Here is a 15,042-nt window from a genome sequence, read left to right as displayed (position 1 = left end):
CCTCCGCCGCACCGGCCGCGACTACCACCGGCCCCTACGAGCCCTCGGCCTCACGTGACGAACCCAGACAGATCTCGATCATGCAATGACCCTGGGGCCCCGGGGGGAAACCCCTGCGGTATCCCCGCTGTGGAGGTCGTCCGGCAGCCGCCTCGCTCATGCGGTAATCCTCAAGTTACTTCGGGTATAGGTGAGTTGGGCGCGCACCATGTGCAGCATCACCGCATCGGGGGTTGCAGTGAGGGAACCGAGAGCAGTCGAGGTTGTCGGCGTCGGGGCGCTGAACGTGGACTACATCGCCTCCGCGTCCCGGTTGTCGCAGCTCATGGCGGAACAGGTCCAGGAGTCGGTGGCTCGCTTCGAATGGAACACCGAGGGGCCGGTGGACCAGGCGTCCGTCGTCAAGGCCATCGAGCGCCTCGGAGCGGCGTCGCTCGATGCTTCGCTCGGCGGCTCCGCATGGCTGACCATCTTTACTCTCGCGCAACTGCGTCTCGACGTGCGGCTCGGATAGATCGGTGTGGCGGGCCGGATCGAGACACCCGGTCTCTCCTTTCTGGGGCAGATGGACCGGCTCGGCATCGACCGCACCATGGTCACGCGTCGCCCCGACCTCCTGTGCGGCGTCTGCCTGTCCTACCTGGACGATGTGGAACGCGTCCTGCTCACACACCCTGGAGCGAACTTCGCGATGGCTGACCATCTGCGCTCCCGGGCAGACGCGATCGCCGCCTACCTTGCCGCTGCCCGCATCGTGCACGTCACCTCGTTCCTGGACGAAGAGACGCCACCGCTTCTCCTGGATGTACTGCGCGACGCGAAAGAACGCAATCCGGCTCTGCTGGTGAGCTTCGACCCCGGTTTCGACTGGGCCAAGCACCCCACCCCCGCCATTGAGGGGATTCTCGCTCTGTCGGACCTCATCTTCGTCAATCACCGTGAGTTCAAGGCACTCGCCGACTACACCGTGGGGGAGTCGGACGAGGTCCTGGCCGCCCGGCTTGTGAAACGTGTCGTCCCGACTGCCACCGTGTTCGTGACCAAGCGCTACGACGCGGTGGATGTATTCCGGAAATCGGCTACCGGGGCACAGGCGCGCCGCTTCCAGTTGCGCCGTCCGTTCCGCGAGATCAGCGTCGAGGACGCGACCGGAGCCGGCGATGTGTTCTCGGCGTCCGTGCTGGCAGCCCGTGTCTCCCGACCCCTTCAGGTAGAACTGGGGGCCCGGCTCAGCCTCGGGGTGATGAGGCGCCGCACCGGTCGGGGACCCTCGCCTGCCGCGCCTGCGGAGGCGTCACTGGTCCAGGCGCCGGAAGACCTGACCGGGCCCGGAAGCCGTCCGAGCGCGGTGCTGGTCGCCCATGAGGGCGAGAGCGGATGGGCCAAGTTGGACAGGTTCCTGACCGAGGACCTTGATCTTCCCGTGCGCGGGATCGATCTGTCCGCTCCTTCCGCGGCCGAACCGGGGGATCCTCGTCCCCGCATACGCGGCCCCGTGACGGAGGCGCAACTCGCGCGCTGCGGGTTCGCCGTATGCGTACTGGGGGCCACTCGTACCATGGCCGGCGGGTCACGCCGCGCCGGGGAGACCGTCGTCCATCAGGTGGGAATCCTCCAGGGCTCTTACGGATTCGGCCGGGTCGCGATTCTGGTCGAGGAGGGGTGTGAGGCACCCTCGAACATCGCTGGCCTGATCCGGCTGGACTTCCCTTCCGGACGAATCGAGTCCGTCTTCTGGGAGTTGGAGCGCATGCTGGAGAGGGAAGGGTTTCTGCATGGGAGAAGACCAGGTGAGCAGTGACTCGCACCGCCAAGCCCCGCGTACCGGCTTCGCCCGGGACGTGGTCGGCATCGGCGCCCTCAACCTCGACTACATCATCCCCGCCGACCATCGCTCCCGCGGCGACCGTCAGCGTCTCAGCACCCGCATCGGGGGCCTTCTGGAGCCGGGGCAGAGGGTGCCGGAATGGGGCACCGAGGTCGCGGTGGACGAGCAGACCGTGTACGCCGCCCTCGAAGCAGCCGATGCCGAGGCACTGCAGACGTCACTCGGCGGCTCCGCCTACAACGCGCTCCACACGCTTGCGAAGCTCCAACTCGACCTGCGCCTGGGATACATCGGTGTCGCTGGGCGCGTACCGGGCCCTGGACTCACGGCGGCGCAGCAGCTGAGCGCCGACGCGATCGACAGCCGGTACGTCTTCCAGGATCCGGACCGGCTGTGCGGCGTCTGCTTCTCCTTCACCGAGGACGGCGAACGGACGCTGCTGACCCACCCGGGCGCGAACACGGGCATGGCGGACTACCTGGCACGCGACTTCGACGAGCTGGTGGCGTATTTGGCAGATACCCACGTTGTTCACGTCACCAGCTTCTTTGATCCCGACACCCCCCGCCGACTGCTTGCCCTGCTTGCCGAGGTGAAGCGCGTCAACCCGGCCACGCTCATTTGCGTCGACCCCGGTCACGTATGGAGTCAGAACGCCACAGGAGCCGTGGGTGGCATCATCGCCCTGGCGGACTATCTGCTCCTCAACCACCGCGAGTTTCAGGAACTCGGAGGCGCGCACCGTGCCATCGACCCCTCGGGGCCTCCTGGTTCCGCTGGTTCCGACGGTGCGGCCGATTCCACCGATGCCGACAATTCCGACGAGGGGAACGCAGCCCGAGTGCTGGACCTCCTTGCCGACGACCGGTCCCAGCTCGTCGTCAAGCGCCGCTCCGGCATTCATGCCTGGCAGCGCGACGGAAGTAAGATCTCCGGCGATTTCTACCCCCAGCTCGTGCTGACGGACGACCAGATCGAGGACGACACCGGAGCCGGTGACGTATTCGCCGCCGGCCTGCTCGCCGTGATGACGGGTGAACGGCTCCAGACCGAGCTCGGCTGCCTGCTCGGCATGACGCTGGCCAGGCACAAGCTCCGTTACGTGGGCAGTCACGGCCACGCTCAACTGGCCCAGGTCACCAAGGACTTCATCCGCTCCCTCGATCACGCGCGGCGATCCACGGCGGCACCGGAGGGCGTCTTCATCGCCCACGGCCGCAATCCTGACTGGCTCGCGGTCAAGGCTTTCGTGGAGCAGCGCTTCGGCCTCCCCGTCTACTCCTTCGAGTCCAACTCCTGGGGCAGCCGTCCGGTGACCGAAGCCCTCCAGGACTACCTGCAGCGCTGCACCTTCGCGATCTGTGTGCTCACCGCCGAGGACACCACCGATGAAGGCCACCGGGTCGCTCGGCAGAACGTCATTCATGAGATCGGCCTTTTCCAGGGGCGCCACGGTTTCGACCGCGTCCTCGTGCTGGCCGAAGACGGCTGTGCCACCCTTCCCGAAACCGCCGACGCACGAACCGCGACCTTTCCGCACCACGCCATCGACAAGGCATTCTGGTCACTGGACCAGGCACTGCGCCGCTCCGGGTTCTCGCACGCCTGACGCTCGAACGGTTTAGTGCCGGACAGAGGGAATCCGGCCGGTTGAGACTGATCGGCAGCGCTGCGTCGACGCGCTCGTATTCGGGACGCGGGGTGGTGGGTGTGGGCGTGGGCGTGGGCGTGGGCCGCAGCGCGGAGATTCGGCCCGCTGCTGCGGTAGCGGTAGCAGTGTCGGCTGAAGCGGGCGCGGGCCTGCCCCGACGGCGTAGCCCGGCGCGAGGAACCGTGGTTCGAGGTCGCCCGGCTCCTCGTCGAGCGCGAGCTGCACGGCGACCCAGGGGGCGTTCAGGCCGCCTTCCAGGTGTCGCGGGCATGGCAGGGCAGGGCCGTGCCCGGCCAGGGAGAGGGAGAAGCACAAAACCGCGCAGGTGAGGGGAAGCCGGCGGCAGGTGTGCTGGGGTGATCGGAGATTCACCCGACTGCTACGTCCGTGTTACGGAATCCGTGGGCACGTGGTTGCATGCCGATTCGACGGGAGTCCTTGCACTTTCTTCCGTCGGATTCGCCGAGCAGGCGCACACTGCCTGAAACGTCCCGGAATTCCCCTGTGCGCTGGAGGTTCTACGCTCGAGGAGGAAGCGGGGGAGAAGCAGACGGGAGACGAGCCTGTGGTCGGCGCCCCAGAGCCTGAACCACGCCCGCCCCGAGCGGGGCGCCTGCGCTCGGTGTCCGGGCAGGACGTGCCGCTGCGCCACCACGTGGTGCACGGCTACCGCCGCGCGTACCGGATCGCCGGCGACGGTCCGGCGATCCTGCTCATCCACGGCATTGGCGACTCCTCCGCGACCTGGGCGGATCTGATCCCCGAATTGGCCCGCAGCCATACGGTCATCGCCCCCGACCTCCTGGGCCACGGGGCCTCCGACAAGCCACGGGCCGACTACTCGGTGGCGGCATACGCGAACGGCATGCGTGATCTGCTGGGGGTGCTGGACATCGAGCGTGCCACCCTGGTCGGTCACTCGCTCGGCGGAGGCGTGGCCATGCAGTTCGCGTACCAGTTCCCCGAGCGGACCGACCGCCTGATCCTGGTGAGCACGGGCGGCGTGGGGCGCGAGGTCAACCCCGTCCTGCGAGCAGTGTCGCTGCCGGGCGCAAACCTGATGCTGTCCTCGCTGAGACTGCCCGGCATGCGCAGCCAGATCGGCCTCTTCAACCGCCTGATCAAGCTGCTCGACACCGACCTGGGACAGGATGCCGCAGAGCTGCTCAACGTCGTGGACGCCCTGCCCGACGCCACGTCGCGCAGCGCCTTCATCAGCACCTTGCGGTCGGTGGTCGACTGGCAGGGCCAGGTGGTGACCATGCTCGACCGCTGCTATCTGGCGGAGGGCATGCCCACGATGCTGCTGTGGGGATCGCGGGACAGCGTGGTGCCGGTCCGGCACGCCTACCGCGCGCACGCGGCGATGCCCGGCAGCCGCCTGGAGATCTTCGACGGCGCGGGCCACTTCCCCTTCCACAGCGACCCCGCGCGCTTCCGCGCCCTGGTCGAGGACTTCGTGCGCACCACGGCCCCGGCCGACTGGAGCCAGGAACGGTGGCGTGAGCTGCTGCGGGTGGGGCGGCCCGGCAGCGCGGTGGGGGAGCCGGACTCCGCGCATGACCGGGCCGTGGAGAGCGATATGCGCGAGGCGAGCGAGCGCAGCGCTACGTGAATCGCGGATCAGCGGCCCGAGCTCCAGTGTGAGGCTCCGACCGGTGGTGGTGAGGGCGGAAGACCTTGCGTACGGCTCCCGCCCTCCTGGTTGCGCAGAGGAGGCGGGATCCCGTAGTCCGCCGGTGGCGACCGCTCAGAACAGGAGGAGTTGCGCCTGTGGGTCGGCATCGTCCGCGGAGGGAGGCTCCACAGCGTCCGGGTCCGGCGCCATGGCGTCGGCCGGGGCGGCGCCAGCACCGTCGTCTTCCTCAGCAAGCATCGGCAGAACGTACTCCTGTGCCTGACCGGCCAGATGCAGGGGGAGTGGAAGGGACAATGCATCCGCGTAATCAGGTGCCTGGCGCAGCTGATGCATCGCGAGGGCGATTGCCTCCGGCTGGTCGCGCAGTCCCGAGCTGTCACCGTACGGGTGGCAGCCGAGCACCGCGATCTCGACGAGCGTCGGGTTGGAAGCGTTGGTTCCGGCCTGGGAGGCCAGCTTGCCCGCAGCGTTGACCCGCGCCGCCAGGCGGTCCAGCGACGGTGAGACCTGCTGGGTCTGGGGGCGGCTCGTGGCGCTGTAGAAGACACGGTCGTCCGAGGGGCGCATTCCACCTCCCTCGACGGCATGGGCCCAGAAGCCGGCGGGCTGGCCGTTGGGCTCGCCCGGCTTCCCGACTCCCCACCACTGGGCGGCCTCCCTGCCCGATCGACCGCGGATCCGCACCACCCTCAGGTCGTCGTCCATCCGCCCGGCCGGTGCGTGCCCGGTCTTGAGCAGATCGCGGACCGCTCGGCCGTCCTGGAGCCAGGGCCAGTGCAGTCTGCTGTTCTGAGCGTGGGTGATGAGCACGGTGGGGCTGGAGCGGAGCGAGTACAGCATGCGCTGTACGAAACGTGTCGTCTCCTTGCGCTGATCCGCCAGATTGGACCGCCACTGCTTCGGGGTGACCCAGGGGACGCTCTGAGCCTCCTCGCCCGTCCGCTGCGCAGGGATGAGCGGTTCCGGTTCGGTATAGGCGTCGGGGTCGATCTCCGCCTTCTTCACGAGACCGAGGAGAAAGGCCGGATACGGGACCCACTCACGCAGCTCGTGGTCCCACCCGCGAACCAGTGCTGTTCCGCTCGCACCGGACAGCGGGGTCATGAGCACAGCAACCGGCATGTGCTTCGGGAGCCGGGTCGGTCCGTCCTTGCGACGCTTCACCATCCAGAGGGCTGCGTACCGGAGTCCCTCCGGAAGATCGCCCCCGAGGGTGTGCTCGGGCAGTACCCGCACGCCGAGCTGGCGCAGTCCGTCGAGCCAAGCATTGGCCGTCCGGTGGTCGAGATTCCCGTCGTTCTGGATACCGCGCTCCGCGGACGGTGTTACCGCGAACTGGGTCAGCACTCCTGCGTCCGCGCAGCCCAGCCGCAGCGCGAACTTGGGGTCGGTGCCGGTGGCGCGGAAGGTACTCGTGTGTGCGATCTCGACGAGGGCGAGCGACGGATGCTCCGGGCTCGCTCCGTCCTCCTTCAGCCGCCCGCGCACATCACGGCGGCGGGCCGATACCGCCTCCGCGATCCGGCCTCCCCTCCCACGGACAGCCGGATCGAGCTCGAGCCGCTCCCCGAGCCCGCCGTTCAGAGGCAGACAGCGCAGCCGCAGAACCGCTTCAGGGGTGTGCCACTCCAGGACGACGGGAGAACCGGCCCGTGCCTCGTCGAAAGCCCGGTCCGAAAGGTCTGCGTCCGGCGTGCGGCGGCCGTCACCGTCGAGAGCCAGAACGTCCGAGAAGGCGGCCACAGCGGAGCGGCGCAGCTCGGCGGTCTGCCACAGCAGCCGGGCTTCGACGACCGGCGGGGCGGATGCCACCGCGTCGTCCATGTCCCCGGCGGCGAACCGGACAGCCAGGGCCAGCGCCTTTCGCCGGGCTTCGGCGGCACGCCCGGCCTCTGTCTTCTTCGCCGTGTCACCGCTGGGCTTGGGACGCCGGTTCGCGGGAGCCCCGGCATTCCGCCCAACACGCACCAGGTCGGGCACCCGCACCACCCCCCGGGGAAGGGCCTCCTCGGCCCAGGCCGTCAGCTGTGAGCACTGGTGCGGCATGAATCCGGTCCCGATCTCGTGGCCGCCCATCCTCGTACTGTGCGTGACAGCGGCCTGTGCCCCCGGCTTCTCGCCGATCCACGCCAGCGGGTCGCTGAGAAGCTCTTCCGGGGCGGGAAAACGCTCGCCGAGACTGAGCTGGTGCAGGATGCCGGCGGGATCGTTGTGCAGCCAGCCGAAAGCCTCGGCGCGATGGTCCCGGACGAGCCGGGCGACCGCGTAGCGCTCACTTGCGGGTGCACCCGGCAGCCAGGGGATGTCCGGTCGCAGATACACCGAGGTCGCCTGGCGGTACGAGAGGTTGAGCAGCCCGGTGCGGGCGCGCGGGTGGGTCGCCCAGCGGCGCACTCCCCAGTGGAGATGAAGCCGGGGCCGAGGGTCGAACGGCACCGTGTGGAGGGAGATGTTGAGGACGACCGAGAATTACCACTCCTTGCGTTTGACCGTGCGGCAGAGGGGCTGCGACATCAGTTCCGCGCCCTGCTGCTTGGGCCCCCGCGGCACCGCCCGGAAGCGCAGCACCCCGCCCTCGAACTCGTAGGGGTCCAGGGTCATGATCCGGCGCGCCAGCGCGTCCGTTGCGAGCTGGAACTGGCGGGCTGTCGGCGCCGCGGTGCCGCCCTCCCCGACAGGGGCCGAAAGCAGGTTCACTCCGTCGGCCGCCTGCCACGAAGGCAGGTCGGTCTTGAGCGTGCTGCTCGTACGCAGCAGTAGGTCCCGGAACTCGGGACTGGCCTGGGCGTCCTTGGGCCCCAGGGTGCGCAGCCACGCGTCGAGCAACTGGCCCATGGTGCGTCCGGGCAGCGGATCGGGGATGTGGGAGGGCACGTACAGCCAGAAGTCCTCGTCGGGAAGGGGTCCTTCACCGACCGGGGGACGGGGACGGGGTCGGACGATCAGGTCGGGGGCGAGGGTCTGAAGTACGCCGTCGAGCCTCCGAGTGGGCACGGTCCGAAGCTGCTTGTCCTCATCACGGCCGAAGTTGCTGAGGTTGAGAAGTCCGCTGCGCCAGTGTTCGGGGTAGGGCAGCGCACGGTAGTCAGCGGTCCAGGGGGCCGCGTCGGCTTCCAGCACGTAGGCGGCGCGGCGGATCGATGTGTACATGGGGTCTTCGTCCTTTGCGGTCAGGGGCGTTCGAGTCGGACCAGCGCCTCGTACAGCGGCTGGTAGAGCGTGCGGACGAGGGCCGGGTCGGCCGGATCGGCGAAACTGCCCGCTTTTGGGGACGTTTCGAAGTACGGGGCGAGGACCTTGCGCAGCCGGACGAGCAGTCCCTCCTCCCGCAGCCACCTCGGCTGTCCGCCCGCAGATGTCAGGGGGGCGAGCGCAGCCGCGGCGGACGGGGCGAACGCGGCGTCGACAAAGACCACCCTGGCCGGTACACCGCCGCGCACGAGGCGTCCGATCACCTGCCAGATGGTGACCAGCTGGTCCCATGCGAACGATTCCTTCTCGTCGTCCGGGAGCCCCGAGTAGATGTACGGGCGGGACAGCAGGTGCCGCCACACACCGCGGGCAGCCGTGCGGAACGCGCTGCCCGCGTCGTGGAGGCCGTCGGCCTTGCCGACCAGGTCGGCGAAGGTTCCGTGCTCCGAGTCCGCGCGCGGCCGGTTCCGGACGAAGCGGGCGGCCCAGTCGTTGATGGCGAGGACAGCGAGAGACAGATCGTCGGGCCGCGGGTGCGGCCGGGCGAGGAAGAGGACGGTGCCGAAAGCGGCCACCCGCTCCTCGCCGGCCCGTTGGGGCGTCGTCAGGATGTTGTGCCCGCGTTCGATCGCCAGCAGGGGCGCGACCAGGAGTTCGGCGTCCGGATCGTCGGCGAACGATGCCAGGTCGCCGCGGCGTACGGCGCCGGGCCCTGCGTGCCCGCCGGGGGCCGTGCCGTCACCGGAGACAGCCGCCTCCAGCTCTGCGTCGTCTGCGGCGAGTACCCGGACCCGGCCGTGCCAGCGTGGGATCCCGTCGAGTGCCTCGGCGGCGATCGCGGCCTCGCGGTAACTGCCGACGAGGAGCAGCGCGCGGCGTCTGCGGCCGTCGGCGATGCGTCCGAGTTCTTGTTGCAGCGGGCTGGTGTCGTCACCCCGGACGGGTCGCGCCAGCCTGGAGACCAGCATGCGCAGGACGTCGTCCCGGTTGTCCAGATCCTGTCCGGACAACCGGATGGGCCTGCCCGCGTCGTCGTACTGGAACATCAGCCGGAACTCGGTTTCGCGGATCGCCCGCAGCGCCCGCTCATGAGGCTTGAGTACGGCCTGGACGGGTGCGAGCACATGGGCCCGGGTCGACGTGCCTGCCCAGCTGGTGCCGGACATCAGCAGAACGTGTGGGCCCTCCTTGCCGGCCTCGGCCGACGCTCCCAGCTGCGGAAGATTGAGCAGCAGCTCACGTCCCACGCCTGCGCACCGGAAGAAGCGGAGCGTCCCCGTGCACCGCCCGTCCGCGTCCCGCGCCCGCTCGCGCTCGTCGGGCAGGTACTGGAAGCCGAGGACGTTGCCCATCGGCGCCTCCGGCACCAGCGGCGCGTAGTCGAGCGGCGGGCGTCGGGTGAGGTCGTTGCCGCCGGTGTCCAGGTGCAGAGCGGCCTCGACCTGCGGCCAGAGAAAGGTCACCCGGTCGAGCCGTTGATGCAGGGCGGCGAGGACGAGGGTGAACTCAAGCCGCAGTGACGAGCGCTCCAGCCACTCCTCGCTCATCGGGGTGTCCACAGCAGCGGTTTGCCCGGTCCGCGGACGGATCGGTGCCGGACGATCGGCGGGGCCCGGCGCGCCCTCGAGGAGTGTGTTTAGCAGGGCACGCACCCGGGTGCGGGTCTTCTTCTCGTTGAGTGTGTGCAGCAGGTCGTGCGCGAGCCGTGTCAGTGTGTCCGTCGCCGTTCCGTACGGGCCGCTGTCCCCGAGCGGGTCGTCCCGGAAGACATCGAGGAGACCCATGACCTCCTCTCTGCGGATGGCGTATGGGTCGTCGGCAGGGCCGGGAGCGTGCGTTCCGGTGTCCCCGCCGAGCCCCTCCTCGTCGTCGTAGAGCGCGGTATCACTCTCCAGCGCATCGCTCGGCCCGTCCGCGAACCTGGCGGGCATCGGATACCACTCACGGAGAAGGTGCTCCTGGAGGGTCCAGGCACTGAAGTAGTCGATCTGTGCCCAGTCCCGCAGATCCTTGTCGCCGATGAGCATGGCGTACAGCCGGTCCGTCGCGGACCCGACGACGTCGAGAGCGGCGGACCATCGCTCCACGTCCCGGTCGGAGAGTGGGAGCCGGCCCTGACGGGCCAGTTCGGTGATCTCGTGCGTCTGCAACTGGTCGAGCCAGGACTCGGGCCCCTTCGTGACCAGCGTCGCGGACGGCGCGAACATCTGGTCGAGCTGCATCTGTACCCGGTCGGCCTCATCGACGATCACGATGTCGCTCCGCAGACAGGCGAGTTCGAGATAGCGCAGCCGCTCACTGTTCAGCTGACGTGGGACGGGGCTCAGGACCAGGCTCGCCGGGTTTGCGACCCAGATGAGCGCGTCAACGAGGTCACGCGAGGGCTGGTGCCGCGGGCAGGCGCTCCACAGCGGACAGGCGTGCGGGTTACGCAGCTCCTCGTCGTCGCTCTCCGGTTGTACGGCCTCGGGGGCCGGCCCGTCGACGAGGCGCAGCAGATCGAGACCGACGAGCCCCTTCCCGGCAGCGCTTCCCGAGGACTTGCCGGAAGGGTGCAGTCCCGCACACGGGGCGTCCCTGAACCTCAGCGGCTCAGCGGCGTCCAGCCCGCGCTGTGCGTCAAGCGGACACGCTGTGCTGAGGTGGTCGAAGGCCCGGCCGGTGTGATCGAGCAGGGACCCGTTGCCGCGGGCCGCGAGGCGCCGGTGCAGCCGCTGCGTGTGCTGCTCCCGGGTGGTGCCGCCCTGCACCACGGCAGCCCGCAGGCCCAGTTCGCGGAAGAGTTCGGTGAGGTTGAGCTGCTCGGCCACATCGCCGACCACCAGGGTGGTACGCAGCCCCTTGTGATGCCCCCACACGGCGATCAGAGTCATCAGAGTGGACTTGCCCGCACCGACCATGCCGACCAGATGCGTGAGTTGATCGAGCGTCAGTCTGTCGGTGGAGACGAACGACTCCCCGTCGGCACCACGCGCGTCCAGGCGCAGCTCGCTCAGCCGACGTTCCCAGGAGCCGGGCCGCAGCCCACGCAGTTGCTCCTCGGTGTCCATCCAGCGTGCAGTCCCGGCGAGTTCGCCCAGCGGCACGTGGCAGGGTCCGCCGGGACCGGGCCGCCCTGCAGCCAGATCGTGGCCCTCGGCCTGCTCAAGGACCAGATCCTCGGTGAGCGTCACCGATGCCCGCCTGCGCCGGTCCAGAAAGCGATAGGAGCCTGCTTCCGCCAGGGGGAGCGGATTGACAGCGAACGGAGGCAGCGCGCCGAGCGCGGCATCGTAGGCGGCGAAGCGTTCGGCTGCGATCGGCGGATCCACCCGCCGCGCCGGACCTCCTGCTGACTCGATGCGGTAGCCGCGTAGCCGCTCGGGGAGCTCCAGATAGGCATCCAGGCTCTGCTGCCACATCCTGTGCCGTCGCATCGGCCACAGCAGGTGGCGGGCCGCGGTCAGCGCCAGCCGCTCGGAGACGGTCGAGGCGATGCCGGCGGCTTGGGCGAAGGGGTAGCCGCCCAGCAGTGTCCACACACCGTCCGCCGGACGCCCGGCGTCAAGCGTCTCCAGGAGCCTCAGTCCCAGCTCCACCTGACACAGGAGCGAGGGTTTCACCGAGACGTACTCCTGCGGCCAGGGCCTGAGGTCCCGGACCACGTTCTCGTACCAACTGCTGCGGTCACGCACGCTTCTTCGCTCCGTTCTCCCGCGCCGTCGACGGGGTGATGTGCGCGGCAGGTCCGCGCTCGCCGCGCAGTCGGGCATCAGCCGCTGCACAGAGCTGCCGGTCCGTCAGGAGTCGTAGCCCTCCGGCACGCTCGCCGCGTTCGTGGGCATAGACATCGAGGTAGTCCCGGCGGACCTCGACCCTGAACTGAGGCACCACCCAGCAGGCCTCGTCGTAGTACGGGTCAGGGCGGACTGCCTCCGCGGCTCGTCCCAGAAGCCCGGGGTGAGCCCAGTCCTTGACGTCGATGGCCCACACATGACCATCGGGGAAGACCACGCGCAGGTCGTAGGCGTCGTAGCCCGGCCACATCTCCACCGTCAGCCCCCGTTTCCGCAGGGCATGTTCCAGATCGGCTTCCGCCCGGCCGGGACCGGTGACGAACTGCCTCAGCGGTCGCTTGAGCTGCCGTACGAGGCCGCTGTCGGCGCGCTTGAGCGCGGGTCCCGGAACGGGTGCGCCGAGGAAACGGCACTGATCGCGCTCGCACCACCAGCCGCCGTCGTCCAGCGGGGTGAGCAGGGTCAGACAGCGTCCGCACGGGGTGTATGCGCCGAGCTTCAGGTAGGCGTCGGGAGCAGGGGGGTAGATGAGCGCGGTCAGCTCGCGCACCGGGTCGAGATAGAGGTCGGTACCGATGTCGAACCAGTCGGCTTCGGTGAGCACGGGTCGGTTGACCAGAAGCCGCCGGAAGGCCGTGTATGACTCGGGCGACGAAGCATCCCGGCATGCTCGCATGGCCTCGTGGACCACCATGCGGTCGTACTGCTGAGAAGCGCTGTCCCCCCGCGCCTGTACCGCCAGCTCGTGACACAACTGGGTGGGACGGCCGGACAGTTCGTCGATCAGCCGGTCGCCGGTGTCGGCCAGGGCGTCCGCCAGCCCCTCCAGCGGCCAGCTGCCGACGGGGCGGGAACGGCACCAGCGCAGCAATTCGGGCAGTCCGGCCGGCGGCCGTGCACCTGTGCGCAGACAGGCCAGTACGACGGCGTCGAGTGCGCGCTGGGCCTGCGGGAGATAGGGGAGCGCGAACGCGTTGAGCCGGGCCGTTTCCTCCAGCCGTACGACAGCGGTGGCGACATCGCGCAGCATGCGCACATCGGGGTGGCCGAGAGGGCCCGCACCGGGAAGAACGTCAGACATGAGGCCCTACCCCCCCGGGGCCGGAGGCGCTGTCGCTTTCGGACACGTACGAGGATCCGGTGGCGCACCAGGGCATGGCTCGGCAACTGTGGCAGTGCCGTCCGGTGCGCGGCTCGTACGTCGTGTCGTCCAGAAGCGGCTGCGCGAGCCCGGCGACGATGCCACGTGCCTCCTCGACGACCTCGGTGCGGCCGCAGTCGAGTCGCTCGAATGTGCTGTCGTCCTCGTGCAGCAGCTCCAGCTCGACCCAGGAACGCCGTGGGTCGGCCCCCATTGCCCCTGCGGCGAGCAGCAGGACGCCGAGTGCCAGCTGCGGGTAGGTCCGCATGAGCTCGTCGCGCTCCCACAGCCGCTTCGTCGATGTCTTCGTCTCCCGCCAGACCCAGACACCGGAGCGGGTGTAGAGCAGGTCGGGGTCGGCGATCACGACGACGTCCAGCTCGGGGATGTAGGTGGTCACGCGCTTCTGGACAAGAACCTGTTCGTTCTCGTTCAGACCGTCGAGGGGGCAGAAATCACGGTGTTGGTCCAGCATGGCGGCACCCTGGCGTGCGAGGTCACCTTCGAGCCGGTGTTCGCCGGCTGACCAGAGACTGGGGTTGGCGGGTCCTTGCAAGTCCCGGCAGCCGCGGGCGGTGCGCGCGGTGCTGCGGTGGTGTTCGTTGAGCCAGGCGTCAACGGCCCGGCCGCGTCGGGTCTCCTCGCTCTCCTCCTGTAGGGAGTTGAGGTGCAGATGCCTGGTCAGGTGGTACTGCGCGGGGCAGGTGCTGTGCAGCCGGAGGTCCCAGGCGGAGACGGTTCGGCGCTTGCGCGCGGGCATGCTCGGCAAGCCGCCCCACAGAGCGGGAGCACGATGCAGACCAGTGCATGCGTCGAGTGCCTTGCAGTCGACACAACTCGACCCGGGCCGGACCCCGGTACCGGTCGCTGCCGCGTGGAATGCTGGCGCGGCATGTGCGGCGAACTGCCGTTCGACGTCCTTGCGGTCCCAGTCGAGCAGCAGCTGCGTACTGCCGTCGGCGCATCCGAAGTCGATCACGCGCACTTGGTCGGGCGGTCGTCCGAGTCGCGTTGCCTGCTCCGGCGGTGCATCGCCCCATCGCGGTCGGGCTCCCGGCTCCCCGAGAGCCAGTACATGGGCGATCGCGGCCTTCTCAGCCTCGGGGCGGTCGGGCTTGGCCTGCCCCAGGGAAGGCAGCCACAGCTCCCGCACGGAGCCGTCCTCGGAGGCGTAGCGCCGCCCCCACACTGTGTGCTCGTACTGCCTGGCACCCCTGGCGTCGACTTCGGGCTGCCGTGCGGTACGTACGGTCCACTCGGTCGCGACCGGCTTGGTGAACGGTAGTCCGGCTTCGCGGGCGGTCTCCTGCTGCGCACTCCGTGCAGCGGTGAACCGCTCCAGCGCTTCGGCCGTCCAGAGGAGGAGCGCAGGGTGGGAGACGGGCCCTCGACCGCCGAACGCCCCTCGGGTGTCATGAAGTTCGGAGATGGCCCGCTCCACCGGCCAGCCCTGGTGTTCCATCAGGTCGAGTCCGGTGAACAACGGTCCCAGGCCGAACTCCTGGAGCGGCGACCTCCTGAAGGGGAGCGGAGGGTCGGGAACGAGCAGAGGGCGTACAGCCGTGCGCAGCTGAGTGGGGCACGAGGCCGGATCCATCCGCGCTTTGGTGGTGCTGACGCGGACCAGCCACGAATGGCCCGTGACGCCCGCCGGCATGGACTGATGGGGCATGACCGCTCCCAGGACAGGATGAGGTGGGCAGGCAAATGCCCTGCCCACCACGATGTGGTCGGGACTCCATCAGGATGGCACACCGTGTGTGAACTGAGTCCATGAATTGATAGAACGTCATAGAGATTCACGAGGGCGCTATG

8 protein-coding genes and 1 pseudogene are annotated in these 15,042 nt (G+C 69.2%); 4 read left to right on the top strand and 5 right to left on the bottom strand.

Annotated elements, in window-relative coordinates; translation table 11 throughout:
- The first annotated feature begins 238 nt into the window (after positions 1–238).
- The 4 genes from AB0N06_RS09030 (at position 239) to AB0N06_RS09015 (ending at position 5,094) form a co-directional block, all read left to right on the top strand.
- Positions 239–514 carry a hypothetical protein gene (locus AB0N06_RS09030; RefSeq protein ID WP_366134020.1) on the top strand — a complete coding sequence of 92 codons (276 nt, stop codon included), beginning with the start codon at positions 239–241 and terminating at the stop codon, positions 512–514.
- 6 nt (positions 515–520) lie between these two features.
- Positions 521–1,801, top strand: coding sequence for a PfkB family carbohydrate kinase (locus tag AB0N06_RS09025; RefSeq protein WP_366134019.1), 1,281 nt, complete (start codon positions 521–523; stop codon positions 1,799–1,801).
- Positions 1,776–3,437 (top strand): PfkB family carbohydrate kinase, encoded by a 1,662-nt coding sequence (locus AB0N06_RS09020; protein ID WP_366134018.1) that lies wholly within the window; start codon positions 1,776–1,778, stop codon positions 3,435–3,437. The genes AB0N06_RS09025 and AB0N06_RS09020 overlap by 26 nt, the downstream gene beginning before the upstream one ends.
- Positions 3,438–4,101: 664 nt before the next feature.
- Complete coding sequence (locus tag AB0N06_RS09015; protein WP_366134017.1) at positions 4,102–5,094, top strand: alpha/beta hydrolase; 993 nt, start codon at positions 4,102–4,104, stop codon at positions 5,092–5,094.
- A gap of 135 nt (positions 5,095–5,229) precedes the next feature.
- Here AB0N06_RS09015 and AB0N06_RS09010 read toward each other — a convergent pair whose 3' ends face one another.
- The 5 genes and pseudogenes from AB0N06_RS09010 to AB0N06_RS08990 all read right to left on the bottom strand — a co-directional run bounded on the left by AB0N06_RS09010 (position 5,230) and on the right by AB0N06_RS08990 (position 14,899).
- Positions 5,230–6,942, bottom strand: a complete 1,713-nt coding sequence (locus AB0N06_RS09010) for an RNaseH domain-containing protein (RefSeq protein WP_366134028.1) — start codon at positions 6,940–6,942, stop codon at positions 5,230–5,232.
- A gap of 36 nt (positions 6,943–6,978) precedes the next feature.
- Positions 6,979–8,268, bottom strand: a pseudogene (locus AB0N06_RS09005) (DUF3962 domain-containing protein); the annotation flags it as partial.
- Between the two features lie 20 nt (positions 8,269–8,288).
- Entirely contained in the window at positions 8,289–11,984 is a 3,696-nt protein-coding gene (locus AB0N06_RS09000; RefSeq protein ID WP_366134016.1) for a hypothetical protein, read from the bottom strand.
- The gene (locus AB0N06_RS08995) at positions 11,977–13,167 is read right to left on the bottom strand and encodes a hypothetical protein (protein WP_366134015.1); all 1,191 of its coding nucleotides are present in this window, start codon (positions 13,165–13,167) and stop codon (positions 11,977–11,979) included. The genes AB0N06_RS09000 and AB0N06_RS08995 overlap by 8 nt, the downstream gene beginning before the upstream one ends.
- On the bottom strand, positions 13,160–14,899 hold the full coding sequence (locus tag AB0N06_RS08990; protein WP_366134014.1) for a PD-(D/E)XK nuclease family protein: 1,740 nt from the start codon (positions 14,897–14,899) through the stop codon (positions 13,160–13,162). Before AB0N06_RS08990 ends, AB0N06_RS08995 begins: the two co-directional genes overlap by 8 nt.
- Between the last annotated feature and the right edge of the window lie 143 nt (positions 14,900–15,042).

Source organism: Streptomyces sp. NPDC051020 (genome assembly GCF_040683105.1).
Taxonomy (GTDB): Bacteria; Actinomycetota; Actinomycetes; order Streptomycetales; family Streptomycetaceae; genus Streptomyces.
Note: the sequence above shows the minus strand (reverse complement) of the source record. Positions and strands in the feature narration are given on the sequence as shown.